Source organism: Janthinobacterium sp. GW821-FHT03C10 (assembly GCF_059420865.1).
In genome coordinates, this window is the sequence record NZ_JBWKUN010000001.1 from 947,653 (window position 1) to 972,727 (window position 25,075).

General features: G+C 64.7%; 28 protein-coding genes. 15 read left to right on the top strand and 13 right to left on the bottom strand.

What is annotated here, in order from left to right:
• Nucleotides 1–36: 36 nt before the first annotated feature.
• Together AC07VH_RS04020 and AC07VH_RS04025 are read left to right on the top strand one after the other, a co-directional pair.
• Nucleotides 37–1,506, top strand: coding sequence for an efflux transporter outer membrane subunit (locus AC07VH_RS04020; protein ID WP_494786865.1), 1,470 nt, complete (start codon nucleotides 37–39; stop codon nucleotides 1,504–1,506).
• Nucleotides 1,507–1,641: 135 nt separating this feature from the next.
• Nucleotides 1,642–2,097 (top strand): GNAT family N-acetyltransferase, encoded by a 456-nt coding sequence (locus tag AC07VH_RS04025; protein ID WP_494786866.1) that lies wholly within the window; start codon nucleotides 1,642–1,644, stop codon nucleotides 2,095–2,097.
• On the opposite strand, the gene AC07VH_RS04030 is transcribed toward AC07VH_RS04025, so the two are convergent.
• Complete coding sequence (locus AC07VH_RS04030) at nucleotides 2,081–2,503, bottom strand: winged helix-turn-helix transcriptional regulator (protein WP_494787115.1); 423 nt, start codon at nucleotides 2,501–2,503, stop codon at nucleotides 2,081–2,083. The two genes, AC07VH_RS04025 and AC07VH_RS04030, sit on opposite strands and share 17 nt — an antisense overlap.
• A gap of 162 nt (nucleotides 2,504–2,665) precedes the next feature.
• On the opposite strand from AC07VH_RS04030, the gene AC07VH_RS04035 reads away from it, so the two are divergent.
• From AC07VH_RS04035 to AC07VH_RS04050, 4 genes are all read left to right on the top strand, one after another.
• Entirely contained in the window at nucleotides 2,666–3,238 is a 573-nt protein-coding gene (locus AC07VH_RS04035) for an FMN-dependent NADH-azoreductase (protein ID WP_494786867.1), read from the top strand.
• 121 nt (nucleotides 3,239–3,359) lie between these two features.
• Nucleotides 3,360–3,647, top strand: a complete 288-nt coding sequence (locus AC07VH_RS04040) for a putative quinol monooxygenase (protein ID WP_494786868.1) — start codon at nucleotides 3,360–3,362, stop codon at nucleotides 3,645–3,647.
• 79 nt (nucleotides 3,648–3,726) lie between these two features.
• The gene (locus AC07VH_RS04045; protein WP_494786869.1) at nucleotides 3,727–4,293 is read left to right on the top strand and encodes a hypothetical protein; all 567 of its coding nucleotides are present in this window, start codon (nucleotides 3,727–3,729) and stop codon (nucleotides 4,291–4,293) included.
• Nucleotides 4,293–5,027, top strand: a complete 735-nt coding sequence (locus AC07VH_RS04050; protein WP_494786870.1) for a hypothetical protein — start codon at nucleotides 4,293–4,295, stop codon at nucleotides 5,025–5,027. The genes AC07VH_RS04045 and AC07VH_RS04050 overlap by 1 nt, the downstream gene beginning before the upstream one ends.
• Before the next feature lie 27 nt (nucleotides 5,028–5,054).
• Here AC07VH_RS04050 and AC07VH_RS04055 read toward each other — a convergent pair whose 3' ends face one another.
• From AC07VH_RS04055 to folE2, 6 genes are all read right to left on the bottom strand, one after another.
• Complete coding sequence (locus AC07VH_RS04055) at nucleotides 5,055–6,596, bottom strand: cryptochrome/photolyase family protein (RefSeq protein WP_494786871.1); 1,542 nt, start codon at nucleotides 6,594–6,596, stop codon at nucleotides 5,055–5,057.
• A 28-nt stretch (nucleotides 6,597–6,624) separates the two neighbouring features.
• Nucleotides 6,625–9,075: a penicillin-binding protein 1A gene (locus tag AC07VH_RS04060; protein WP_494786872.1), complete on the bottom strand. Its 2,451-nt coding sequence runs from the start codon at nucleotides 9,073–9,075 to the stop codon at nucleotides 6,625–6,627.
• A 74-nt stretch (nucleotides 9,076–9,149) separates the two neighbouring features.
• Nucleotides 9,150–9,545, bottom strand: coding sequence for a hypothetical protein (locus tag AC07VH_RS04065; RefSeq protein WP_494786873.1), 396 nt, complete (start codon nucleotides 9,543–9,545; stop codon nucleotides 9,150–9,152).
• A complete protein-coding gene (blaOXA, locus tag AC07VH_RS04070; protein WP_489627081.1) occupies nucleotides 9,542–10,360 on the bottom strand; it encodes a class D beta-lactamase in 819 nt (272 codons plus the stop codon). The genes AC07VH_RS04065 and blaOXA overlap by 4 nt, the downstream gene beginning before the upstream one ends.
• Before the next feature lie 86 nt (nucleotides 10,361–10,446).
• A complete protein-coding gene (locus AC07VH_RS04075) occupies nucleotides 10,447–10,614 on the bottom strand; it encodes a hypothetical protein (protein WP_175445233.1) in 168 nt (55 codons plus the stop codon).
• A gap of 33 nt (nucleotides 10,615–10,647) precedes the next feature.
• Complete coding sequence (gene folE2, locus AC07VH_RS04080) at nucleotides 10,648–11,559, bottom strand: GTP cyclohydrolase FolE2 (protein ID WP_494786874.1); 912 nt, start codon at nucleotides 11,557–11,559, stop codon at nucleotides 10,648–10,650.
• Nucleotides 11,560–11,687: 128 nt separating this feature from the next.
• Here folE2 and AC07VH_RS04085 point away from each other — a divergent pair, with 128 nt between their 5' ends.
• From AC07VH_RS04085 to AC07VH_RS04095, 3 genes are read left to right on the top strand one after another with little or no spacing between them, the layout of a single operon-like run.
• The gene (locus AC07VH_RS04085) at nucleotides 11,688–12,026 is read left to right on the top strand and encodes an ArsR/SmtB family transcription factor (protein WP_475414916.1); all 339 of its coding nucleotides are present in this window, start codon (nucleotides 11,688–11,690) and stop codon (nucleotides 12,024–12,026) included.
• Nucleotides 12,027–12,041: 15 nt separating this feature from the next.
• Complete coding sequence (locus AC07VH_RS04090) at nucleotides 12,042–12,299, top strand: hypothetical protein (RefSeq protein WP_475414915.1); 258 nt, start codon at nucleotides 12,042–12,044, stop codon at nucleotides 12,297–12,299.
• Between the two features lie 37 nt (nucleotides 12,300–12,336).
• Nucleotides 12,337–12,768 carry a hypothetical protein gene (locus tag AC07VH_RS04095; RefSeq protein ID WP_489627078.1) on the top strand — a complete coding sequence of 144 codons (432 nt, stop codon included), beginning with the start codon at nucleotides 12,337–12,339 and terminating at the stop codon, nucleotides 12,766–12,768.
• Here AC07VH_RS04095 and alkB read toward each other — a convergent pair.
• Nucleotides 12,740–13,402, bottom strand: coding sequence for a DNA oxidative demethylase AlkB (gene alkB, locus AC07VH_RS04100; protein WP_494786875.1), 663 nt, complete (start codon nucleotides 13,400–13,402; stop codon nucleotides 12,740–12,742). The two genes, AC07VH_RS04095 and alkB, sit on opposite strands and share 29 nt — an antisense overlap.
• Before the next feature lie 83 nt (nucleotides 13,403–13,485).
• On the opposite strand from alkB, the gene AC07VH_RS04105 reads away from it, so the two are divergent.
• Entirely contained in the window at nucleotides 13,486–13,956 is a 471-nt protein-coding gene (locus AC07VH_RS04105) for a heme-degrading domain-containing protein (protein WP_494786876.1), read from the top strand.
• Here the strand turns inward: AC07VH_RS04105 and AC07VH_RS04110 are convergent, their stop codons facing one another.
• The 3 genes from AC07VH_RS04110 to AC07VH_RS04120 are packed head-to-tail and all read right to left on the bottom strand — an operon-like array spanning nucleotide 13,957 to nucleotide 16,135.
• Nucleotides 13,957–14,649: an aspartate/glutamate racemase family protein gene (locus AC07VH_RS04110; protein WP_494786877.1), complete on the bottom strand. Its 693-nt coding sequence runs from the start codon at nucleotides 14,647–14,649 to the stop codon at nucleotides 13,957–13,959.
• Nucleotides 14,650–14,664: 15 nt separating this feature from the next.
• The gene (locus AC07VH_RS04115) at nucleotides 14,665–15,420 is read right to left on the bottom strand and encodes an SDR family NAD(P)-dependent oxidoreductase (protein WP_475414910.1); all 756 of its coding nucleotides are present in this window, start codon (nucleotides 15,418–15,420) and stop codon (nucleotides 14,665–14,667) included.
• Nucleotides 15,401–16,135, bottom strand: a complete 735-nt coding sequence (locus AC07VH_RS04120) for a GntR family transcriptional regulator (protein WP_494786878.1) — start codon at nucleotides 16,133–16,135, stop codon at nucleotides 15,401–15,403. The genes AC07VH_RS04115 and AC07VH_RS04120 overlap by 20 nt, the downstream gene beginning before the upstream one ends.
• 136 nt (nucleotides 16,136–16,271) lie before the next feature.
• On the opposite strand from AC07VH_RS04120, the gene AC07VH_RS04125 reads away from it, so the two are divergent.
• Nucleotides 16,272–16,727 carry an acyl-CoA thioesterase gene (locus tag AC07VH_RS04125; RefSeq protein WP_494786879.1) on the top strand — a complete coding sequence of 152 codons (456 nt, stop codon included), beginning with the start codon at nucleotides 16,272–16,274 and terminating at the stop codon, nucleotides 16,725–16,727.
• 139 nt (nucleotides 16,728–16,866) lie between these two features.
• Nucleotides 16,867–18,231, top strand: a complete 1,365-nt coding sequence (locus AC07VH_RS04130) for an amino acid permease (RefSeq protein ID WP_475414907.1) — start codon at nucleotides 16,867–16,869, stop codon at nucleotides 18,229–18,231.
• Nucleotides 18,232–18,312: 81 nt separating this feature from the next.
• Here the strand turns inward: AC07VH_RS04130 and AC07VH_RS04135 are convergent, their stop codons facing one another.
• A complete protein-coding gene (locus AC07VH_RS04135) occupies nucleotides 18,313–19,935 on the bottom strand; it encodes a hypothetical protein (protein ID WP_494786880.1) in 1,623 nt (540 codons plus the stop codon).
• Between the two features lie 255 nt (nucleotides 19,936–20,190).
• Here AC07VH_RS04135 and AC07VH_RS04140 point away from each other — a divergent pair, with 255 nt between their 5' ends.
• From AC07VH_RS04140 to AC07VH_RS04150, 3 genes are all read left to right on the top strand, one after another.
• Nucleotides 20,191–21,534 carry a sensor domain-containing protein gene (locus tag AC07VH_RS04140; protein ID WP_494786881.1) on the top strand — a complete coding sequence of 448 codons (1,344 nt, stop codon included), beginning with the start codon at nucleotides 20,191–20,193 and terminating at the stop codon, nucleotides 21,532–21,534.
• Nucleotides 21,535–21,583: 49 nt separating this feature from the next.
• Complete coding sequence (locus tag AC07VH_RS04145; protein ID WP_494786882.1) at nucleotides 21,584–21,967, top strand: hypothetical protein; 384 nt, start codon at nucleotides 21,584–21,586, stop codon at nucleotides 21,965–21,967.
• A 68-nt stretch (nucleotides 21,968–22,035) separates the two neighbouring features.
• Complete coding sequence (locus tag AC07VH_RS04150; protein WP_494786883.1) at nucleotides 22,036–22,479, top strand: DUF411 domain-containing protein; 444 nt, start codon at nucleotides 22,036–22,038, stop codon at nucleotides 22,477–22,479.
• Nucleotides 22,480–22,585: 106 nt separating this feature from the next.
• Here AC07VH_RS04150 and AC07VH_RS04155 read toward each other — a convergent pair whose 3' ends face one another.
• Nucleotides 22,586–24,817 carry an NADP-dependent isocitrate dehydrogenase gene (locus tag AC07VH_RS04155; RefSeq protein ID WP_494786884.1) on the bottom strand — a complete coding sequence of 744 codons (2,232 nt, stop codon included), beginning with the start codon at nucleotides 24,815–24,817 and terminating at the stop codon, nucleotides 22,586–22,588.
• Nucleotides 24,818–25,075 lie beyond the last annotated feature (258 nt).

Below are 25,075 nucleotides of genomic sequence, written 5' to 3' on the forward strand. Positions count from 1 at the left end.
GTCACTCATTATTCTCTTTTGAACTGGAAGACCACCATGCCACTGCCACGCCTGCGCCTCCCCTTTCTGCTGATCGCCGCCGGCCTGGCCGCCACCGGCTGCACTGCTGGCCTGGACTACCGCCGGCCCGAACTGCCGCAAGCGGCGCAGTATCTGCACCAGGCGGCGCTCGGCGCGCGCCAGGATGCTGACGCTGCCGAACTGCGGCAGTGGTGGACGGCCTTCGGCGATCCGCGCCTGACCCATCTGGTAACGGTGGCGCTGGCGCAAAACCTCGACCTGGAACAGGCGCAGGCCAGGGTCAGGCAGGCGCGCGCCGCCACCGGTGCGGCCGACGCCGCGCTGCTGCCGTCGGCCAGCATTGGCGGCCAGGCGGCGCGCGCCTACCAGTCGGTGCAAACGCCGCTGGGCCGGGTCCTGAACGCCACGCCAGGCCATGAGCGCGCCGGCAGCGCGCGCGAATTGAACCTGCAAGCGTCGTGGGAACTCGACGTGTTCGGCGGCCTGCGCCGCGAACGTGAAGCGGCGCGCGCCGATTACGAAGCCAGCGAGGCTGGATGGGCCGCAACGCGGCTGGCCGTGGCGGCGCAAACGGCGGACCTCTACTTGTCCATCCAGGGCCTGCAGGCGCGGCTCGACCTGGCGCGCCTGCAGGTCGACACCGACGCGGCGCTGCTGGAACTCGCCACCCTGTTATACGACAAGGGATTGGCGAACGAGCCGGCGCTGCGGCAGGCCGAAGCATCGCTGGCGCAGGCGCGCGCCGTCGTCCCCGGCCTGGTCACGGCGCGCGAGGTGGCGCTGCATGCGCTCGACGTGATGCTGGGCGCGGCGCCCGGCACCCATGGCCAGGAACTGCCCGCCAGCGGCATCATCGCGGTCGCGCCACGCATCAGGGCCGGCGGCTCGCCGGGCGACCTGCTGCGGCGCCGGCCCGACCTGATCGTGGCCGAGCGGCGCCTGGCCGCGGCGAGCGCGCGCACCGGCGCGGCCGTTGCCGAGTACTACCCAAAATTCAATTTTGGCGCCCTATTTGGCAGCGCCACGGCCGGTGGCACCCTGTTCGGCAGCGGCTCCGGCCAGGCCGCCGGCATGCTGGGCCTGCGCTGGCGCCTGTTCGATTTCGGCCGCATCGATGCGCAGATCGAGGCTTCGCGTGGCCAGGAAGCCGAACTGCTGGCGGCCTACCGGCTCGCTGTGCTGCATGCTGCCGAAGACGTGGAAAACGCCTGCTCGGCCCTGCTGCGCCATGAAGAACAGGCCACTTTACTGGCGCATGGCGTAGAGGCGCTTGAGCGCGCCCGCGCCGCTTCGCTGGCAGCCTACGAGAAAGGCGCTGCCAGCCGGCTTGATGTACTGCAGGCCGATACAAGGCTGCTGCGTGCAAGGGACGCGCGCGCACAGGCGCAAACGGCGTCAGCGCGCGCGGCAGTCGCCGCCTACCGGGCGCTGGGCGGCGGCTGGCAGGCGCCGCAGGCCGGGGCCGCGGCGGTCGCCGCCAGGTAAATGTGAGGGCGGCCCGAGCCACGGCCGCCGTGCCCTCGGTGTTCCACCGCCGTTTGATGCGGGTGGTGGAACAGTATTGCCAATTGAGTAATTTTTCCCCATACTGCCAGGCCTTGCCTTTCATTGCCGTCCACTATGCTTATCAGCCTGCGCGCCGTCACCGTCGACAATTTCGACCTTATCAGCGAACTGCCCCTGTTGCCGCAGCAACGCGACTACCTGGCCAGCAACGACTATTCCATCGCGCAAGCGAGTTTCCATCCCGGCATCCTGCATACGCGCGCCGTGTATGGCGACGAGGAGGTGATCGGCTTTCTGATGTTCGTCTCGCCCGACGCCGACGACCCGCCCGGCCACTACCAGATCTGGCGCTTCATGATCGACCACCGGCGCCAGGGGCAAGGCCATGGCCGCGCCGCCCTCGCCCTGGCGCTGGCGGAAATCCGCGCCCGCCCGGATGCGCGCAGCATCGAAATCTGCTACAAGCCCGGCAATGCCAACGCGAAACAGTTCTATGCCAGCATGGGTTTCGTGGAAAAAGGCATGGATGCGGATAACAATGACATGCTGGCCGTCATTCATCTAGCTTAACTGGGCTGGCCTGACTGCCTGGCGCCGCGCCCGCATCGGCCCTGGCATCGAACGCCAGCCGCGCCGCATCGATGGCGTCGCGGTGGCCGTAGGCCCAGGCGCCCAGCGCGCTGATGGGGATCAATAGCGAACGCCCCAGGTCCGTCAGCGCATAGTCGACGCGCGGCGGCACGGTGGGAAACACGGTGCGCGTGACGAGACCGTCGCGCTCCAGGCCGCGCAGGGTCAAGGTCAGCATGCGCTGCGAGATGCCGCCGATCAGGCGGCGCATCTCGTTGAAGCGCTTGGTGCCATTGCCCAGCAACATCACCACCATCACGCTCCATTTGTCGCCCACGCGGGTCAGGATATCCGTGATCGGGCGGCACGAGTCCGCCACGCCCGCATGGCCGCCCTGGTCGCGCATGCGCTTTTCCAGCTCGGCCCCGCGCGCGGCCACCTCGCCCATAGTCACATCCGTGTGCCCCAGTGTGGAAAAAGTGCCTTCTTGTGCGTTCATTTGATAGTCACTATATTTAACCCGGTTACAAAAACATACCACCCGATCATACCATCCAAGAAGGCAACCATGAACATCCTGCATATCGATTCCAGCGTCCTTGGCGAGCATTCCGTCAGCCGCCAGCTGAGCGCCGCCATCGTGGCCCGCCTGCAAGCGGCCGCGCCCGGCGCCACCGTCCACTACCGCGACCTGACTGCTCAGCCCTTGCCGCAATTTACGGCCGCACCCGGCGCCGCCGAGGGCAAAATCCTTGCCGCCGCGCTGGAGCAAGTGCTGGCCGCCGACGTCATCGTCATCGGCGCGCCCATGTACAACTTCGCCATCCCCAGCCAGCTCAAATCGTGGCTCGATGCGTTGGCCGTGCCCGGCAAGACCTTCCAGTACGGCGCCAATGGCCCGGAAGGCTTGCTGGGAGCCAAGCGCGTGATCATCGCCTCGACGCGCGGCGGCTACTATGGCGCCGACACGCCGATGGCCGCCCTGGAACACCAGGAAAGCCATCTGCGCGCCTTCCTCGGCTTCCTCGGCATCCAGCAGATCGAGATCGTGCGCGCCGAAGGCGTCAAGGTCAGCGACGCCGCCAGGGCGCAGGCCTTGACGGCGGCTTTCGAGCAGATCGGCGCGCTGCAGGCGGCGTAGGTTCAGCTTGATTATCTGGCTGCGGCGGAAACTGTTTCAGCGCAGCCAGGCTGGGCATGGCGGACAAGAAAGGGCAAACTGCGCTAAGCTGCACCCGCCCCACCACTTTACAAGGACCACCATGACCCTGATCGTCGTCGCCACCATCGATGCCCAAGCCCAACATATCGACGCCGTGCGCGCCGCCCTGGAAGCCGTCGTGCCGCCGAGCCGCGCGGAAAGCGACTGCCTGCGCTACGAGTTGCACCTCGACAACAAGATTCCCACGCGCTTCATCATGCTGGAAGAATGGACGGACAACGCGGCCCTGACGGCGCACTACGCGACGCCCCACTTCCACGCACTCGTGGCCGCCACCGAAGGCAAGGTCGTCAAGATCGACGTGGCGGAATTGAGCAAGCTGAAGTAACAAGCGGCGCGCTGCGCAAGCGCGCGGCCATCTTGGCAAGTTGCCATCTATAATATGGCAACTTTTCTTTATGGCCATCATGACGACTCTTTCCTCGATACGCGGCGCCGCAGCGGCAGCCGCCTTGACACTCTGCGCTGGCGCCTTGGCGCAAGCGCCCATGCCCAATCTCGTGGGCGAATACAACCTGCTCTCGTCGAAGACCGTGCCGCCCAGCAACTGGGGCTATTCCAAGGCCCGTGTTTCAATCAAACAACTCGACGACCATCACTTGCTGATCCTGCTCGCCTGCGAATGGAAACGCGAGCCGAAGGCCGTCTGCGGCGACTATTTCTATGCCCAGTGGCGTGACGACGGCCTGTACCTGCAGGACATGAACACGTTTGCCATGCGCCTGTACTTCGATCCCGCCACGCGCAAGCTCACCATCATTTCGCGCGGCGCCGACGCCAAGCAAAGTGTGCGCCACGAAGTGTTCGGCACGACGACGGAGCCGCTGGTCGATAGCGCCCTCGTGCGGCGCATGAAGCGCGAGCAATCGAATGCCGACAGCAAGGAAAACCGGCGCGTGTTCGGCCCCTACACCAAGTGGACCTACCAGGAAAACCGCATCGAATTCCAGCGCCAGGACTTGACGGCGCGATAATGCGGAGACTGATCCAGCCCCTGCGGCGCCAGTTGCTGCGCCTGGCCGGCGCCCTGCTGTGCTCGCCCGTGCTCGCGTGCGCCGCCGACAACGAACTGCCCCGCGCCGTACGCCAGCGCATCCTGGCCACCCTGGATTCTCCGCTGCCCAAGGTGTTCAATGTGCACCATCTGGCGCTGATACGGCGTTTCAGCATCGGCTGGTCGCCCGTGGAAAACGGCGCCCCCATGCTCAATCCGGCCTACCCGCTGGGCAAGGGCGACACCCTGGAACTGGCCATGCAGGCCATTGCCAGCCAGGATGCGGCGCTGGCCGCGCAGCGGCTGATGGAAGCGGCGCAGCTGCTGCCGCATTTCGTGCAAATGGCGAATCTGAAACCGGGCAGCTATGCCAACGGCAAGGCGTCGTTCACGTTTACCACGCGCCACCTGCAACTGCTGCGCCAGCAGTCGTGGCTATCGCTGGAGATGCTGGGCATGGGCGCGCCCGGGGATTATCTGGCCGAAGGCTACTGGCCTACCCCGTCCGTCGACGGCAAGCGGCCCTACGGCAATTTTACGAATTACCCGGTGGAAATGGCGCAAGCGCTGGGCCTGCCCCTGCACCGCCAGGCCGACGGCAGCCTGACCATCACACCCACGTTGCGCACGGAACTGGAAGCGCTGCACCAGCAGACCATGCCCGCGCTGCAAGTGTTCGTGCGGGAAGCGGGCTTGCGGCGCAATACCGTCTAGCCGTATCGCCTGCCCCATTGCCCTGCCTTACAGCGCATCAAGCCTGTCCAGCATGGCGGCCGCCTGCTGGCGGAAAGCGGCGATTGTTTCCTCGTCCATCTTCTCCAGCTGGCGATACGCCATGCCGATGCGGGGATTGCGTTCCAGCGTGGCCGCATTGCGGTGGAAGAAATCCCAGTACAGGGCATTGAACGGGCAGGCGCGCTCGCCGATGCGCGCCTTCTTGTCGTAATGGCAGCCCTTGCAGTAATCGCCCATGCGGTCGATATACGCGGCGCTGGAGACATACGGCTTGGTGGCCAGCAGGCCGCCATCGGCGAACTGGCTCATGCCGACGGTATTGGGCAGCTCCACCCATTCGAAGGCGTCGATGTAGATGCCCAGGTACCAGCCATGCACTTCGGCGGGGTCGAGGCCGGCCAGCAGCGCGAAGTTGCCGATCAGCATCAATCGCTGGATGTGATGCGCATGGGCCTGCTCCAGCGACTGCGTGATCGCCTGCGACAAACAATGCATCTTCGTCTTGCCGTCCCAGAACCAGGATGGCAGCGGACGCGCATGGCCAAAGAAATTCTTCTCGGCATAGCCGGGCATCTGCGCCCAGTAGACGCCGCGCACATATTCGCGCCAGCCAAGGATCTGGCGGATGAAGCCCTCGACCGCGGCCAATGGGGCATGGCCGGCGTGATAGGCGGCCTGCGCCCTGGCGACGACTTCGCGCGGGTTGAGCATTTTCACGTTCAGCGCGAACGACAGCAGGGAATGGAACAGGCGCCATGCCTTGCTGCTCATGGCATCCTGGAAATCGCCAAAATGCGGCAAGGCCCGCTCGATGAAGGCATCGAGCTGCTGCAGCGCCTCGTCCCGGTTCAGCGCCCACGCCAGCCGATCCGCATGGGGCGCGCCGAAGCTTTTCACGCCGGCGGCGGCGATGCTTTCCCATAGACGGGTATGGTCATGCACGGTGCGCGGGTCTTGCGGCTCGGCGGGCGTGCCGCGCCAGGGCTTGCGGTTATCGTGATCGAAATTCCACTGGCCGCCGACGGGTTTTTTCGCGTCTTCCATCAACACCTGATGCGTGCCGCGCATCTGGCGGTAGAAAAACTCCATCAGCCACTGCTTGCGCCCGGCGAAAATATCGGCCGCCTCGTTGCGGGCCGTATAGAAATGCTCGCTGTCGACCATCAGCCACGGGACCGCCGAGCGTCGCCCGGCCTCATACAACTGCTGGTCGAGGCGCCACTCGTCGGGCGCCTGGTACTCGACGGCGCCGGCGTCATGCTGGCGGATCAGCGCTTCGATATTCTCCGCGATCGAACGCGTGCTTTCCGCGTCGCCGATGGCGATGTAATGCACGGTGTGGCCATCCTCGCGCAGCTGGCGCGCCAGGTCGCGCATGGCCGCGAAGATGGCCAGGATTTTCTGCGCATGGTGCAGCACATAATCGGTTTCTTGCCGCACTTCCATCAAGACGTAGATGGTGGCGTCGTCGACGTCGGTAAACCAGCGGTGCTGGGCATTGAGCTGGTCACCGAGGATCAGGCGCAAGGTGGGCTTGGGTGACATCATTGTTCTGTATTAATTAGCATCGTGGCCGCTAGCCTTGCGGCATTGGCTGCGGCGCCGGGACAGGCGCGGGAGCCGGTTCCGGCACCGCCTTGCCATGCGCTTCCTGCCCGCCCTCTTCCGCCGGCACGGCCAGCGGCGCGGGCGGCGCGCCTTCCTGCAGCAAATCGCCCGGCTCTTCCACCGGCTCGTCCTGCGGTTCCTCGACCGGTTCCACGTGGCGCAGCGGCGGTGGCGGCTTGCCGCCGGGGAAGATGGCGTCGCGCGCGATTTTTCCCGTGTCGAGCGCCGTCTTGAAGAAGTCGCCCACCACCAGCACGGCGTTGTGGCCGCCCTGGCCCCAGTAGTTGCTGCGCATGGTGACGCGCGCATCGTTGAAACCCACCCAGGCGCCGCCGACGAGTTCCGGATGCATCAGGATGAACCAGCCGTCCGCATTGTTTTGCGTCGTGCCGCTCTTGCCGGCCACGTCGGAACGGATGCCGAAGCGGCTGCGGATGGCCGTGCCCGTGCCGCGGTCGATCACGCCGCGCATCATGTCCGTCAAGGTGGCGGCCGATGCCGCCTGCATGGCGCGCTTGGGCTTGTCTTCGCCGAAACGGGCAATGGTCTTGCCTTCGCGGTCCGTGATGTGCGTGACGACGAAGGGCAAACGGGCCTCGCCCTGGGCCGCGATGCTGGCGTAGGCGTTGACCATTTCCAATAAGGTGACGGGACTGGTACCCAGCGCCAAGGACGGCACTTTTTCCAGCTTGCTGTCGCGGATGCCCAGCGCGCGCGCCAGCTTGATGATCGGCGGCAAGCCCACGTCCTGCATCACCTGCGCCGTGATGGTGTTTTTCGAGTACACGAGGCCGTCGCGCATGGTCATGTCGCGCCCCGTCGTGCCGCTCATGTCCGTCGGGCGCCATTTCGTGCCGTCTGCCGCCTTGATATCCATGACTTCATCGCGGTAGACGTGTTCCGGGCTGAGGCCCTTTTCCAGCGCGGCGCCATACACGATGGGCTTGAAGGTGGAGCCGGGCTGGCGCGCCGCCTGCGACACGTGGTCGAACTGTTCACGCGCAAAGTCGCGGCTGCCCACCCAGGCGCGCACGGCGCCCGTGGCCGGATCCATGGCCGCAAAGCCCGCTTCCAGCCGCGTCTTCGACTTGCGCAGGGCCGCCATGAAGGCGCGGTCGCCCTTCAGCTGCGCCAGCGCCTCGTCCGGCGTGCCGCCGGCCGCCGTCAGCTTGCGGTAGTCGGCGGACTCGCGCACGAAGGCGTCGAGCAGGGCCGGATGCGATTTCCAGAAATAATCGAACGGCACGCTGCCGCCCTGCATGCCCGCGTACATGCCCGTCGAGGTGGAGGACGGCACGCCCGCGCGGCTCCATTCCACGTCGGCAATCGCCTGCAAGGCATTCGCCTGGCGCTCGACGGCGCGCTCGGCCGCCTGCTGCAAGTCGTAGTCCAGCGTGGTGTGCACCACCAGGGCGTCCAGTTCCAGGTTGTAGTCGTTCTCGTCGGCCCAGTCGATCAGCCACTTGCGCACATACGCCGTGAAATGGCTGTCCGACTGCGCCCGCTCGCTCTGGCGCTCGAAATGCAGGCGCAACGGTCGCTTGATCAACTGCTTGTAGCGCGCCTCGTCGATGACCTCATGCTTGCGCATCTGGCCCAGGACCACATTGCGCCGCTGCAAGGAACGTTCGGGATTACCGACGGGATTGTAGTAATTCGTGCCCTTGAGCATGCCGACCAGGGTGGCGCTTTCCAGGATATCGAGGCGCGCAGCGGGCTTGTCGAAATACGTGCGGGCCGCCATTTCGATGCCGTAGGTGTTGTACAGAAAGGGCACCGTGTTCAGGTAGGCTTCGAGGATTTCCGTCTTGCTGTAGGTGGCCTCGATCTTCAGGGCCGTGATCAATTCCTTCAGCTTGCGGTTCAGGTTGCGCGAGCGGCCAATTTCCTCGGGGAACATATTGCGCGCCAGCTGCTGCGTGATGGTGGAACCACCCTGGGGGTTGCCCCCTGCCGTATGCAGGATGGCACCGGCCGTGCGGGTGAAGTCGATGCCGTGGTGTGCGTAGAAACGGTGGTCTTCCGTCGAGATCAGCGCGCTGATCACGTTCGGCGAAATCTGCTTTAACGTGACCCGTTCCTGCAAGCCCTGGTCGAAGCGGGCCAGTTCCTTGCCATCGGCGCTGACCATGGTGCTGGGCGCGGCCGCGCGCGCCTGGCGCAAGTCGTGGATGCTCGGCGTCAGGGGGATCAGCAGCAGCATGTAGGCGATCGTCAGCGCCAGCAGGGCCAGGAACGACCACAAGGCCAGCACCAGCGCGCGCCGCACGGGCGGCAAGGTCATCAGGTGCGCATGGCCGCGCCGGTACAGCGCCACCGCCTTGACCCATGCCACTCCCGCCACACGCACCGTCTGCGCGCGCGCCCGCATGAACGCCTGCCGTGCTTTTTCCTGAAACTGCTCCATGCCTGATGCCATGCTTGTAACCTTGTCTGATGCCGGATTATCCGTTTCAGCAAGTATATAGGGCGGGCAACAAAGCGGGCCGGAATTTACGCCAAGCAAGCATCGAGGCGCGCCAGGGTGACGCCGACATACGCGCCCACGCAGCGCCCGTCATGCGTCGTAAACGGGTTTTCCAGTTGCAGCAAGCCGCAATCGCAGACGACGGGGTCGACCTGGGTGACGACGCCGAGCGCCAGGTAGCGCCAGCCATCGAGGCGCAGCAGGCGTTTTTCCCGGCCGGGATTGGCGCTGAAAATCGCGTCCCAGTCGTCGATCTCGCTGGCCATGGGCCACAGTTCGAGCTGGACTTGCGTGCCGGCGGCCAGTTGCCCGCCACCGAACTCGTCCATCACGTGCAGGCGCTGGCCGCCCACCTCGATGACGGCTTCCAGGTACTCGCCCTCGGTCGCGATGAAAGTGGCGGCGACGATGCTGGCCGTCACTTCTGCGCCTGCTCCAGCAGGGCCGGCAATTCCTTCAGCATGGCCTCGCGCGTGCGCAAGCCCGCGGACTGCTGCCCCTTCTGCTCGTCCTGCACCAGGCGCGCGAAGACGATGCTGCGCCCGCCCTTGCTGGCCCAGCCCACGAACCAGCCGTAGCCATGCGCTTCGTCAAAGCTGCCGTCCGCCTTGCGCGGGAAAGCGGCGCCCGTCTTGCCATGCACTTGCCAGCCGTCCACATCGGCCAGGCGCGTCAGACGCCGCGTCTGTTCCATCGCCTGTTTCGTGACGGGCAATTGATCGTTGACCAGCTTGCGCAGGAAGCCCAGCTGTTCCAAAGGCGAGATCTTCAGCGAAGAGCTGATCCACGAGCGTTCCAGGCTATTGTCCTTGCCGGGGTCGCCCGAGACGTCCGCATTGCCATAGCGCAAAGCCTTGGCATATTTCTGGAAACGCTCGGCGCCCAGCGCCTGCGTGATCTGCTGCGAATACCAGACGACGGAATACTGCATCCAGCGCGACGGGTCCGTATCCTGGCGCCACGCTTCGCCGCCCCAGTCCACATAGCCCTGGCGGAATGGCAAGCTGGGCTTGTGCTCGTCCTTGAGGAAACCGGCGTCATAGCCCATCAGGCTGAGCGCGATCTTGAACGTGGAGGCGGGGGTGACGCGGTCGATGCAATTACCCTCCTGCAGCAGGACGGCACCCGTTTTGGCGTCGGCCATGGCGGTGCAGATGGTGGCGGCGTGGGCTTGCGAGGCGGCCAAGACGGCGCCTGTCAGGCCGAGGATGAACTGGAAGAATGCACGGTATTTCATGGGCCTCCGGGGCTGAGGGAGAATGACAAAGCGAAATTGTACCGGGCGGCGCGGCGCGATGCCAGCGCTGATGCAGCGCATGCGCATTAGCGCCCCGCCGGCGCGCCCGGCTGGCGTTCCCGCTTCAAATGTTCCTCTTCCAGCTCGTCCATGCCCAGCTTTTCCTCGTCGATCAGCGCGTGCTCGCGCCGCTCGCGCTCCAGTTCCTCTTCCAGGCTGTCTTCGCCCGGCTCCTGCGTGATGTTCTCCGGCATGCGGTCTTCCTCCACGGTGGTTGAGTGAAAAGCTCAGGCAAGCTGGCCCGCCTGCGCCACGGCATCGTGCGGATGCAGGCTTTCCATATGCCGTACGGTAACACGCGCCTGCGCATAATGCGACGCCAGCGCCGCCTGCACGCGGCGGGCCGCGTCTTCCACATACATCAGGTTAGCACCATTCAAGCGTGCAAACGCCTGCTCGTCGGCCCGTTTCACGGCCGTCTGCAAGGGCGTCGCCAGCGCCGCTTCCACCCGGTCGATCAGGGGAAACAGGTCCAGTTCGGCGTCCTGCGCCACCTGCACGGTGACCGTGGCCGTGCTGCGCTGGCTGTGCGGCGTGGCCAGGCTCGCGTGTTCCCGCAGCCAGTCGCGGGCGGCCACGCCGTCGATGCCGCCCGCGCCGAACTGCGCCGCGAAGGCGTCGGCCAGCAATTGCCGCGCCAGCGCCGCCGAACACGGACAAGTCGACGAATAGCCGATCTCCACCGTCAGGGACAGGGCAAAGCCCTGCGGAGCAACACTGGCTTGCAGGCGCACGGGATACGATTTCCAGCCCGACAGCCCCGCCGTCAGCAGCGCCGGCTGGCGCCGCAGCAGGGGAAACGCCAGCGCGATGCGCGCCTGCGTGCTGCCGCAATCGGCGTGACTGCCGACCATGCGCCGCAGCACGGCGGCCAGCGCGCCCGCATCGAGCGGCTGCGCGGCGGCAAAGGCATCGAGCAGCAGATACAGGCGCGACATGTGGATGCCCTTGACTGCCGGATCGGGCAGATCGACTTGCACGTCGGCCCACGCATGCACTTGCTGCGCCTGCCCGCCCTCTTCCAGCCACAGCGGCAAGGCGATGCCCTGCATGCCGACCCATTCCAATGGCAAGGGGTGACCCAGATGGGGACCGGCCGCCACATCGGGCAGGGGTGTGGAAAGAGAATCGCGCTTCATGGTCAAGGCTCCATATGCAAACAAGTTGCATATCATGGAGAAAAAGCGCCGCATTTGCAAGTATCTTGCATTAAAGAGACGCAATGATTTAACTTGACTCGCTAACACATGTCAGATAATGTTGACACATGACAGATACAAATACTCCCAGCCCCACCGGCGACCGCTTGCTGGCGATGCTGGCGGCGCTCGACAATCCGCACCGGCTGCGCATCATCGCGGCGCTGGCCAGCGGCGGGCGCAACTACATCAGCCAGCTGGCGCGCGACCTGGGCATCAGCCGGCCTCTGCTGCATTTGCACCTGCAAAAGCTGGAACACGCGGGCCTCGTCACCAGCCAGCTGGAACTGTCGCATGACGGCAAGGCCCTCAATTACTTTGAAGCCAGTCCATTTGAATTGCTGCTGACGCCGGCCAGCATCGCCGCGGCGGCGTCCACGCTCACCCCCAACCCGGATCAATCCTGAACTGTAGAGGTCATCATGTCTGAAAATATCTTTTTCGCCGCCTTCTTCTTCCCCTGCACGGCCGCCGTCATCATCTTCGCCCTCAAATATACGTCCGGCATCGTGCAGGCGCGCGCCCGGCTGGCGCAGGACGGCGCCTACCAGGAACTGGCCAGGTCCATGGCCGCCACGCAGGCGGAAACGGCAGTTTCGCTGGCCGCGCTGAACGCTTCCGTGGCGCAGATCCAGGCGCGCCTGGGCAGACTGGAGACGATACTCAAAGAAGTCGAGTAAACCGTTTCATCGCCCACCACGACCAGGAGATCGCACCATGAATACCGTATCGACCGCCCGTCTGTATGCGCTGCGCGCCATGTATCTGCTGGTTGTCCTGGGACTGGGCAGCGTGCTGTGGCCCGGCATCGTCACGCCGCACGCGCCGTGGGAACTGGCGCGGGGCACCGTCAACTGCATGCTGGCCGCGTTTTCGCTGCTATGTCTGCTGGGCTTGCGCTATCCGCTGCAGATGCTGCCCCTGCTGCTGTGGGAGGCGCTGTGGAAGACCATCTGGCTGCTGCTCGTGCCGCTGCCGCAATGGCTGAACGGCCAGATCGATCACGCCACCGCGGCAACCGCGTTTGAATGCGCGTTCGTGGTGCTGGTCTACCTGGCCATTCCGTGGCGCCATGTGCATGCGCACTACATCCTCAAGCCGGCCACGCCGTGGCGCCAGCTCAGGCAGCCTTGCGAAACGTCAAATTGATGCGTTGCGCGCCCAGCAGCGCGTGTTCGCCCTCCTTCAGGGGCGCCACGCCGTGGAAGCGCAGGCGGTCGGCGCCGCCCCACGCCACCACGTCGCCGTGCAGCAGCGCGATGCGCGCCGCCTTGTCGCTGCGCTCGGCGCCGCCGAACAAAAAGGTGGCGGGCAAACCCAGCGAGACGGAAACGATGGGCGCGCTGAAATCGCATTCGTCGCGGTCCTGGTGCAGGGCCATGCGCGCGCCGGGCGCATAGCGGTTGATCAGGCAGGCGTCGGGAACAAAGCCCGGATAGCCGGCCGCCAGCGCCGCCTCCCGCGCCAGGCGCAGGAACACGGGCGGCATCGGCGGCCAAGGCAAACCGCTGGCCGGATCGAGGCGCGCATAGCGGTAGCCGCGCCCATCCGTGACCCAGCCCAGGGGGCCGCAATTGCTCATGGCAACGGACATGCGCAAGCCGCCCGGCGTGGCCATGTGGCGCAGGGGCGCCGCCAGCACGATGGCGTCCAGCGCCGGCATCAGCTCGGGCAGATACGGCAGCGAAAAACCGCGCAGCAGGACCGACGCGCGCGAGCCGGGCACCAGCGGCGCCGGGCTGGCCGGGGCCTGCTCTTCATCGGCAAACAGGGACAGGTTCATGCCGGCTATTTTAGCCGCGCCACACAAAAAACGCCCGTGGTGCGTTACAGTAGCGCTTCCAGCCACTACCGCCCTCCTCCACGATGGATCATTACGCCGATTTGCTGCACACCCTGGCGCAACAGGAAGAATCCCTGCAGTTCGAACGCTTCGACAACGACGCCGCGCTGGCCGTGGGCCTGTGGATCGTCGAAGAAGTGCGCAAGCGGGGCAAGGCCGTCACCGTCGACATCACGCGCAACGGCCAGGTCCTGTTCCACCACGCCATGACGGGCGCCACGGCGGACCAGGCGGACTGGATACGCCGCAAGAACAACACGGTGCAGCGCTTTTGCCGCAGCTCCTACTACATGGGCATTTCGTATAAAAGCCGCGGCAGCACCTTCGAAGACGTGAAATACCTCGATGACATCGAGTACGCGGGCCATGGCGGCGCTTTCCCCCTGCTGATACGCGGCGTGGGGCTGGTCGGCACGGTCACCGTGTCCGGCCTCGCGCAGGCGGACGATCACGCGCTGGTGGTGGCGGCCCTGCAGGCGCAGCTGGACAAATAGTCAACCGCCCACTGCATGGCGCAAGGCGGCGCGCGCCAGCAAGCGCGTGGAATCGAGCGTCGGCAGCGGCGAATTGGCGTCGCCGATGATCAGCGGGATTTCCGTGCAGCCGAGGATGACGGCGTCGCAGCCCTGCTCGCGCAAGCCGGCGATGACGGCCTGGAAGCGCGCCACGCTGCCCGGCTTGATCACGCCCGGCACCAGCTCCTCCATGATGATGCGGTTGATTTCGCTGCGCTCGTCCTCTCCCGGGCGCACGCAATCGATGCCGCGCGCAGCCAGCCGGTCCGGATACACGGCGCTGTCGACCAGCCAGCGCGTGCCCGTCAAGCCGACGCGCCGGTAGCCGCGCGTGGCCGCCTCGCTGGCCACCACGTCGGCGATATGCAGCCAGGGCAGCGGCGAACGGGGCGCCGCCAGCTCGAATGCCTGGTGGATGGTGTTGTCGGGACAGATCAGGAAATCGGCGCCGGCCGCCGCCAGCTTGTGCGCCGACACCAGCATCAGTTCAGCCACGCCGGCCAGGTCGCTCCCGTTCAGGCATTCCACATAGCGCGCCAGCGGCGGCGTGTGCAGCGTCACTTCCGGATGTGCATACGCCCCCAGCGCATGCGCGCCCTCTTCGCAGATCGTGCGGTAGCACAGGGCCGCCCCTTCGGCGGAACAGCCGACGATGCCGATATGTTTGCTCATGATCGTCCTCCTGGATCAGATGCGCTGGCCGCCGTCGATGGGAATTTCCGCCCCCGTGATGTACGAGGCGCGCTCGCTGCACAGGAACTCCACCAGATCCGCCACTTCGGCCGTCGTGCCCAGGCGGCGCAGGGGGATTTGCGTGTCGACGATGTGCGAGGTGCCCGGCGACAGAATCGCCGTGTCGATCTCGCCGGGCGCGATGGCATTCACGCGCACGTTCAGCGGCGCCATGTCGTTGGCCATTTCGCGCGTCAGCGAGGCCAGCGCCGCCTTCGAGCTGGCGTAGGCGGAGCCGGCGAACGGGTGCACGCGGTAGCCGGCGATCGAGCACAGGTTCACGACGGCGCCGTGCGCGTTCGACAGTTCCTGCGCAAAGCCGCGCGTCAGGGCCAGCGGCGCAAAGAAGTTCGTGTTGTACATCTCCTGCCAGGTCTGCATGTCGGTGGTCAGCGAATTGACGCGCGAACCGCCCGGCCCCTTCGGCGACACGCCCGCGTTGTTCACCAGCGCGTGCAGCTTCGAGTCGCCCAGCATGGGGCGCAGGGTGTCGACCATCTGCCCGATCTGGCTCAGGTCCGACAAATCCATGCACACATGCGTGTTGTGCTCCTGGCTGCGCGGGCAGCCGCCCGGTATCGGGCTGCGCGAGACGGTGATCACGCGCCAGCCCAGGCTGCGGAAGCGCTCGGCCACGGCATGGCCGATGCCGCGGCTGGCGCCCGTGACGATGGCGGTTTTCTGTTCAGTATTATGCGTGTTCTGCGTCATGTGCTTCCTCGTTCTGTACTTTTCCTTGTTCTGTTGCGCCGGCGTGGATGCGCTCCTGGCGCATCACATACGCCAGCATCTGCGTGCCGCCGTCGAGGATGTCCTGTTCGATGGCGCGCCGCGCGGCCGCGCTGTCGCGCTGGCGCAGCGCGGCGATGATGGCGTGGTGGTGGCCAACGCGCATGTCGGGCGAAAAGCTGGCGTAGCCGGCGGCGATCAGGGGCGCCGTCTGCATCCACAGGTGGTCGACGAAGCGTTTTAACGTCGGCATGCCGGCCGCCTGCGCCAGGCCCAGGTGAAACGCCTGGTTGCATTGCAGGGCCGCCGGCAGGTCGTGCCGCGCAATCGCCTCTTCGTTCGCCTGCAGCAGGCGTTCCAGGTCGGCCAGGCTGGCCGCGTCGATGCGCTGCGCCGCCTCGAACGCGCCCAGCCCTTCCAGTTCCAGGCGCAGCGCGCGGATTTCCAGGTAGCGCGCCACGCTGAGCACGGGCACGCGGAAGTCGCGCGGCGAGCGCAGCACCAGCGCCTCTTCCTGCACCAGCTGCAGCATGGCGTCGCGCACGGGCGTGACGCTGGTACCGAGCTGCAGCGCCAGCTCGCGGATGCGCAGCCGGTCGTTCGGCTGGTAGCGCCCGGCCGCCAGCGCCTCGCGCAGCATCGCATACACGGACTTGCCCAGGTTGACGTGCAACAGGCTGCCCAGGGAATGGTTCATAGGTGTTTTTCAACTGTGTCAAATTATGATGCATCATATATCAACACGAAAAACAGTGTTTTTCCAGGCGTGCGCCGCAGACAGGAAGCCGCGCAAGGCCGTACAATCAGCCGCCACCGTATCGAAAGGAGCGCACTTGAACTGGGATTATCCGCACGCCCACACCCTGCCCGTCACGCCGGAAGCGGCCGACATCGACGGACTGCAGCACACCAACAACGCCGTCTACGTGCGCTGGTGCGAGCATATCGCCTGGCACCACTCGGCCACCCTGGGGCTGGACCTGGACGATTACCGGCGCCTGGACCGTGCCATGGCGATACGCCGCGGCGAATACGACTACCTGCTGCCGACGCGGGCCGGCGAAGCGCTGACCCTGGCCACCTGGCTGTGCGCCAGCGACGGGCGCTCCAGCATGGAACGGCGCTTCCAGCTGGTCCGCGACAGCGACGGCGCCACCGTCGTGCGCGCACGCTGGGATTTGATCTGCATCGAATTGAGCAGCGGCCGCGCGCGCCGCCTGCCGCCCGAGTTCCTGGCCGTGTACGAACCGGCCATCGTCGCGGCCGGCGCGCCGCGCGGGCAGGACTAGGCCGCCGTTTTGCGCGCCGTTCCGCGAAGATGCGGGGCTTTTCTTGCGCCTCCGCAGTGCAACATGCATTTCGCTCCTGCTTTGCCCGTGCATGCTTTAGAATCAGCGACCTCAGCCCCGTAAAAACAGGATAAAACATATGACGGCAGTCGGGAACACCGAACCACAAGAGCTCAAGCGCGGCCTGAAAAGCCGCCACATCCAGCTCATCGCCCTGGGCGGCGCCATCGGCACCGGCCTGTTTCTGGGCATCGCGCAAACCATCAAGATGGCCGGCCCGTCCGTGCTGCTCGGCTATGGCATCGCCGGCGTCATCGCCTTTTTGATCATGCGCCAGCTGGGCGAGATGGTGGTCGACGAACCCGTCGCCGGCTCCTTCAGCTATTTCGCCGACAAATACTGCGGCCACCTGCCCGGCTTCCTGTCGGGCTGGAATTACTGGGTGCTGTATGTGCTCGTCAGCATGGCTGAGCTGACGGCCGTCGGCATCTACGTGCAGTACTGGTGGCCAGGCGTGCCCACCTGGGTCTCGGCGCTGATCTTCTTTTGCGCCATCAACGCCATCAGCTTACTGAATGTCAAGGCGTTTGGCGAAATGGAATTCTGGTTCGCCATCATCAAGGTGGTCGCCATCATCGGCATGATCGTCTTCGGCGCGTATCTGCTCGCTTCCGGCGACGCGGGACCGCAAGCCTCCATCGCCAACCTGTGGCAGCACGGCGGCTTCTTCCCGAATGGCTGGCAGGGGCTGGTGATGGCCATGGCCGTCATCATGTTCTCGTTCGGCGGCCTGGAACTGGTGGGCATCACGGCGGCCGAGGCGGATGATCCGAGCACGACGATACCGCGCGCCACCAACCAGGCCATCTACCGCATCCTGATCTTTTACATCGGCGCGCTCGGCATCCTGCTGTCGCTGTACCCGTGGCAAAACGTCGTCACCGGCGGCAGCCCGTTCGTGCTGATCTTCCATGCGCTCGACAGCAACCTGGTGGCCACGGCCCTGAACGTGGTGGTGCTGACGGCCGCCCTGTCCGTCTACAACAGCGGCGTGTACTGCAACACGCGCATGCTGTTCGGCCTGGCCAAGCAGGGCAATGCGCCGCGCGCGCTGCTGCACCTGAACCGCCGCGGCGTGCCGCTGGTGGCGCTGGGCGTGTCCGCGCTGGCCACGGGCGCCTGCGTGGTGGTCAATTACTTCATGCCGGGCGAGGCGTTCGAAGTGCTGATGGGCCTGGTGGTCTCGGCGCTGATCATCAACTGGGCCATGATCAGCTGGATCCACCTGCGCTTCCGCGCGCAGAAGAAAGCCGAGGGCAAGACGACCTCGTTCCAGAGCCTGGGCTACCCGTTCACCAACTACCTGTGCCTGGTGTTCCTGGCAGGCATCCTGGTGATCATGTACCTGACGCCGGGCCTGCGCATCTCCGTCTACCTGATTCCCGTGTGGCTGGCCGCGCTGGGCGTCGGCTACTGGATCAAGCAAAACAAGGCCAAGGCATAGGCTGTTTGCGCCAGATCAAGCGACAAGCAAACAAAAAGCCCGTCTTCGCAGACGGGCTTTTTGCATTCGGCGCGGCCGTGTCTACGCGGTGGCGGCCCCGCCCTCTTCCGGCAGCACGTCGGCTTGCCACAGGCTGATGGTCTGGCCCGCATACGATTGCAGCAGCACGTCGTCGCTCAAGGCCTGCATCGCCTGCTGGCGCTGCTCCGCCTTTTTCTCGGGCGTCATGCCCAGCTCGTCGGTACGGTACGGTCCCAGCGCGGGCAGCAAGTCGCGCAGCACGGAAAAATTGCCCGGCGTGGTCTTGTCCGACTCCAACTTGCCCAGGAAATACTTCATGACATGCTCGGACTGATTGCCCTCCTGCCGCAAGCTCGCCTTCACCATCTTGCCATCCTTGTAAGCCACCTGCGCATCGCTGCTGGCCGTATCCTCGATCTGGTGATAAGTATAGTTCTGCGATTCCGTATTGTCCGTCAGGCGCAGCGGCACGCCGGCGACCAGCGACTGATGGAAGCTGGCGCTGAGCTTCGATTGCTGCCGCTGCCTGATTGAACGCTCGTCCTGGCTGGGGCCGGCCTGCTCCGTCTTTTGCGACACTTCGTAATGGAAGCCATCCTTTTCCGAACTGCGCATGGGATTGCTGAATTTCACGGCCTGCGACACGGAGGCGCTGAAATCGGCCAACCCCGTCAGGATGGACTTGTCCTCGGCCGCCAGGCGCCACTTGCCCGCCGCGGGCGTGTCCGTGGCCGCTTGCGGCGCGGCGGCATTGCTGTGCAAGGCCGTAAAGCTATCCTTGAGCATGGCCACCAGGCCCGCGTCGCCATGACCGCGCGACGCCGCCTGGTCGAACTGTTTCATGTAGCTGTCCAGCGCCTTGGCTTGCCGCTCCTTGCTGCCCAGGGTATTGAGTTGGCTGGCGTCGACCTTCAGGTCCAGGCTGCCGGCCTCGCCGCTGAAGCTGACCTGGCGCTGCGCGCCATCGGCCTGGAAATCCAGGGTCTGCACGCTTTCCATCTCGCCGCGCACCTTGACTTCCGCATGCAGCTTCACCGACGCCAGCACCTGCTGGTCGAACTGCATCAAGCCTTCCAGCTTGATTTTCGGCGTGCTCTGTCCCAGGCCGTCGATGGCCGCCTGAAAACCTTTCGCCAGGTCGCCCAGGGCGCTGGCTTCAGCGTCGCTGAGGTCGCCGCTGGCCGTCATGTTCACGGCCAGGCCGTCGCCCTGGCTGTCGAGCGACAGCTTGACTTCCACGCCGCTCCTGGTGGTGATGCTGAGGGCAACCCTGTCTTCGCCATTGCCATGCAGGCTGCCCGGAGCGATGCCGGCCGCCTCATAGACATTCGGCGTCGTGCTCGGCGGCGGCTGCCGCATCGCCTGCGAGAAATTGTAATTGCCCAGCTTGGCTTGTCCCAGCATGGCCGCGCCCAGCCCGCTGAAGCGGCCGCCAAACGCATACGACGAGAAACTCTTCGTCATCGCCTCGCTCACCTTGTCGCGCGTCGCGCTTTCCCACACCAGCGGCGATTTCACGAGCGCGCCCGCCGCACCGCTTCCGTTTACGCTCTCCGGGCTGAGAGCGACGATGGTGGACGGCGCGGATGCGGACGACGGCGCCGCATCCGCGCGGTTCGAGGTGGCGGCGGAGGCCCGCGGCGGGGCGCTATTCCAGCTTGAAAGTGGAGAAATGGAGGTCATGGCGCTGTAACCTTGCAAGTGGCGGGAATAGGCATCATAAAATATCGATATGGTTAGTTTTTTGCAATCACCTGGCGCCAGGCAAACCTTGCGTCACGTTATCTGGCGTGGTGGCAAGTACTGCATGGCAATACTGCATTAACGGCAAGAAACAGAAAAGCATGAGCGTCGGGTAAATGAAACATTTTCATGCCGCCCGCCTTGCCTGACTCAACAAGTTGAATCGCTGCCGGGAATGTCCATTAGAATGCCTTCATGGAACACAAGATTCTGCACGCCCCGCTGGCCAGCTTTACCGACTTGTTGCTCGACGCCGTGTGCATGGTCGATGTGGAGGGACGCTTCGTCTTCGTCAGCGCCGCCTGCGAACGCATCTTCGGCTACACGCAGCAGGAAATGATCGGCAAGCTCATGCTCGACATGGTCGCCCCCGCCGACCGCGCCCGTACCCTGGCCGCCGCGCGCGCCATCATGGACGGCCATGCGCAGACGCACTTTGAAAACCGCTACCTGCGCAAGGATGGCAGCCTGGCCCACATCATGTGGTCGGCCCGCTGGTCCGCCGCCGACCAGCTGCGCGTGGCGGTGGCGCGCGACGTCACCTTGCTGAAACAGGCGCAGGCAAAGCAGGCCGCGCTGTACGCCATTTCCGAAGCCATGCAGGCGACGCAGGACTTGCCCGCCTTGCTGCACCGTATCCAGGACATCATCGGCGAACACTTGCCGGCGCGTAGCCTGGCCCTGCTGCTGCAGGACGAACATGGCGCCCAGGCGCCCATCACCTGCCATGCCGACGACGGCGCGCCCCAGCCGACGTCGCCGCTGGCCAGCCTGCTGTGCGACGAAGTCCTGCGCAGCGGCCGCCCCCTGCTGCTGCAGGCGGGACAGCTGGCCGGTCTGCCGGCGGCGCTGCAGATGGCTGCCGGCGCCCTGTCGTCGTGCTGGCTGGCCGTCCCCTTGTACTCCTCCATGGGCAGTATCGGCGCGCTGGCCTTGCAAGGCGAGCAGGATGCCGTCATCGGCACGGCGCAAGACCAGGATTTGCTGCAATTTATTGCCAAACAACTCGCCACCGCCGTCGAGCGCCGGCAATTGCAGACGCAAATGCAGTTCATGGCCATGCATGATGAACTGACCCGTTTGCCGAACCGCCGCCTGTTCCACGACCGCCTGCACACGGCGTTCGCCCGCGCACACCGCCAGGAAGGCCGGCTATCGCTGCTGTTCCTGGACTTGAACAACTTCAAGCGCGTCAACGATGACCACGGCCATGCCTGCGGCGACCTGCTGCTGCAAACGGTGGCGAACCGCCTGCGCGATTGCATGCGCGAAACAGACACCTTGGCCAGGATGGGCGGCGATGAATTCGTCGTGCTCCTGGAAAGCAATGCCACGCCGGCGGACGTCAGCCAGATCGAGCAAAAGATCCACGCGGCCCTGGCCGCGCCGCTGCACCTGGGCAACGGGCAGCAATTGCGGATCACCGTCAGCATCGGCGTGGCCCGCTATCCGGAAGACGGCGATACCATGCAACTGCTGCTGCGCCATGCGGACCGGGCCATGTACGCGTCGAAAGTGCTTGCCGCCGCCTCACACTAAAGTGGCGCCGGCTCCTGGCGACACTCCCCCCATGCTATACTTTCCGGCGATGCTAAGACTCTTCAAAACATGGCTGATCCTGCTGCTGATCGCGGCGCTGCCGCTGCAGGCCGCCGCCGCGGGCGCCATGCGGGCGTGCACGCCGTTCGCCCCGCCTGCCGCCGCGATGGCGACGGCTTGCCAGCATCACGCCGCGCAGTCATCCGCCATCACGGGCAGCGCCGGCACGCAGGAAGAAAGCCAGGCTCCTGCCAAGCACCCCGCATGCGGCGCCTGTGCCAGCTTTTGCCTGGGCGCGCTGATGCCGCCCTGCCTCGCCCAGCCTGCCGCCGCCTGCGCCGGCGCGCAACGCGTCACCACCGCGACAGCCGCCTTGCTGACGGGATTCATTCCCGACGGCCCGCGCCGGCCCCCGCGGCCGCTTTCCGCATAAATTTCAAGCTCGTCCGAAGCAGGCCACCGAGGTGGCCACGATTGACTTTATTCGTCTGAAAGCAACACATGATCAAACATTACATGCTGCGCGGCGCCTTCGCCGCCATGCTGGGCTTGCCCACGTTCGCCATGGCGGCCCTGCCCGTCATTGAAGTCTACAAGAGCGCCTCGTGCGGCTGCTGTTCCGCATGGATCAAGCACCTGGAAGCGAACGGTTTCACGGTGCGCGCGAAAAACGTCGAGATGCCGGCGCAATACCGCAAGCTGGCCGGCATTCCCGACGCGCTCGGCTCCTGCCACACGGGCCTCGTCAACGGCTACGCCATCGAAGGCCATGTGCCGGCCAGCGATATCAAGCAGCTGCTGCGCGAAAAACCCAAGGCGAAGGGCCTGGCCGTGCCGGCAATGCCGATGGGCTCGCCAGGCATGGAAGGACCGCGCAAGGATGCGTATGACGTCTTGCTGGTCAAGAACAATGGCAGCACCAGTGTTTACAAGCACTACCAGTAAGATGCAGGGCCAGTAAGATGCAGGGAAAATGAAAAACGCCGCCGGAATCGCTTCCGGCGGCGTTTTTTTTCAGGCAGTAAAGAACCTACTGCCTGTCAGGACTGCATCAGATGGTGTCGAGCACGGCATTCAGGCTGGCGCTAGGACGCATGACCGCTTCCGTCTTCGCCGGATCGGGCAGGTAGTAGCCGCCGATATCCGTTTCCTTGCCTTGGACTGCTTTCAGCTCGGCAACGATCTTTTCTTCGTTGTCGGCCAGGGCTTTTGCCACTGGCGCGAAGTGCGCCGCCAGTTCCGCATCGTCCTTCTGCGCTGCCAGGGCTTGCGCCCAGTACATGGCCAGGTAGAAATGGCTGCCGCGGTTGTCCAGTTCGCCGGTGCGTGGCGATGGCGACTTGTTGTTGTCCAGCAGTTTGCCCGTGGCTTCGTCGAGGGTTTTCGCGAGAATCTTGGCCTTCGCGTTGCCCGTCTTGATGCCCATGTCTTCCAGCGACACGGCCAGGGCCAGGAACTCGCCCAGCGAATCCCAGCGCAGATGGTTTTCTTCCACCAGCTGCTTGACGTGTTTCGGTGCCGAACCGCCGGCGCCCGTTTCGTACATGCCGCCACCGGCCATCAGCGGCACGATCGACAGCATCTTGGCGGAGGTGCCCAGTTCCAGGATCGGGAACAGATCGGTCAGGTAGTCGCGCAGGATGTTGCCGGTCACGGAGATGGTGTCCAGGCCGCGGAAGGCGCGTTCCAGGGTGTAGCGCATGGCGCGGGTCTGCGACATGATCTGGATGTCCAGGCCCTTGGTGTCGTGCTCCTTCAGATACACCTGGACCTTCTTGATGACTTCGTTCTCGTGCGGACGATAGCTGTCCAGCCAGAACACGGCAGGCATGCCCGAGTTGCGCGCGCGCGTGACGGCCAGCTTGACCCAGTCGCGGATCGGCGCGTCCTTGACCTGGCACATGCGCCAGATGTCGCCCTCTTCCACCGTTTGCGTCAGCAGCACTTCGCCCGTTTCCAGGTCGGTGATGTTGGCGATGCCGCCTTCCGGCACTTCAAACGTCTTGTCGTGCGAACCGTATTCTTCCGCTTGCTGCGCCATCAGGCCCACGTTCGGCACGGTGCCCATGGTCTTCGGATCGAAGTTGCCATGCCATTTGCAGAAGCCGATCATTTCCTGGTAGATGCGCGCGAAAGTCGATTCCGGCATGACTGCCTTGACGTCTTTCGGACGGCCGTCGGCGCCCCACATCTTGCCGCCGATACGGATCATGGCGGGCATCGACGCGTCGACGATGATGTCGTTCGGCGAATGGAAGTTGGTGATGCCCTTGGCCGAATCGACCATGGCCAGTTCCGGACGATTCGCGTGGCAGGCGTGCAAGTCTTTCAGCACTTCATCTTTTTGCGACGCCGGCAGGGTTTCGATCTTGTCGTACAGGTTGCTCATGCCATTGTTGACATTCACGCCCAGCTTGTCGAACAGTTCCGCATGCTTGGCGAACGCGTCCTTGTAGAAAATGCGCACGCAGTGGCCGAAGACGATCGGGTGCGAGACCTTCATCATGGTGGCCTTGACGTGCAGCGAGAACATCACGCCCGTCTTGAAGGCGTCGTCGATTTCCTTCTCGTAGAACTCCAGCAGCGCTTTCTTGCTCATGAACATGCTGTCGATGATTTCGCCCGCTTGCAGCGAAACCTTCGGTTTCAGCACGATGGTCTTGCCCGAGGCCGTGACCAGTTCCATCTTGACGTCGCGCGCTTTTTCGAGGGTCAGCGATTTTTCGCCGTGGTAGAAGTCGCCATGGTGCATGTGCGAGACGTGGGTTTGCGACGACTGGCTCCACTCGCCCATCGAATGCGGGTGCTTGCGTGCGTACTCTTTGACGGCCTTCGGTGCGCGGCGGTCGGAATTGCCTTCACGCAGGACCGGATTGACCGAGCTGCCGATGCACTTGCCGTAGCGGGCCTTCAAGGCTTTTTCTTCTTCCGTCTTCGCATCTTCCGGATAATCCGGCAACTTGTAGCCACGGCCTTGCAGTTCGCGCACGCAGGCGATGAGCTGGCCTTGCGAGGCGCTGATGTTCGGCAGCTTGATGATGTTGGTGTCTGGACTCTGGGTCAATTTGCCCAGTTCAGCCAGGGTATTCGGGACTTTTTGCGCGTCCGTCAGGAATTCGGGAAATTCAGCCAGTACACGTGCCGCCACCGAAATATCGCTGGAGACGACGTCCACGCCGGCCGGCGCGGTGAATTTTTTGATAATCGGCAGCAGGGAATACGTCGCGAGCAGCGGCGCCTCGTCAGTCAGCGTGTAGATGATTTTGGATTTTTGTGTTGCCATGTTCATTCCCTTGTATGCGGTGATGCCTGGTGGTTAACTTTCTTCATTCCAAACACAGGACGGTTAGCCTTGCTTTGGACGGCTAGTGTGCCGGCGGTGACGCCGTGCTTGCCCACCACGTATTTTAGACTGTCCAGCCGCTGTTTGTGTATCCGATGGCGACGAATCTTATATAAGACAGCAAATATCTGGAACTGCCAGGCCCGGATGGCCATTTTCCGCCGTGAAATGGACGCAAGGCGGCGGCACGGCATGTAT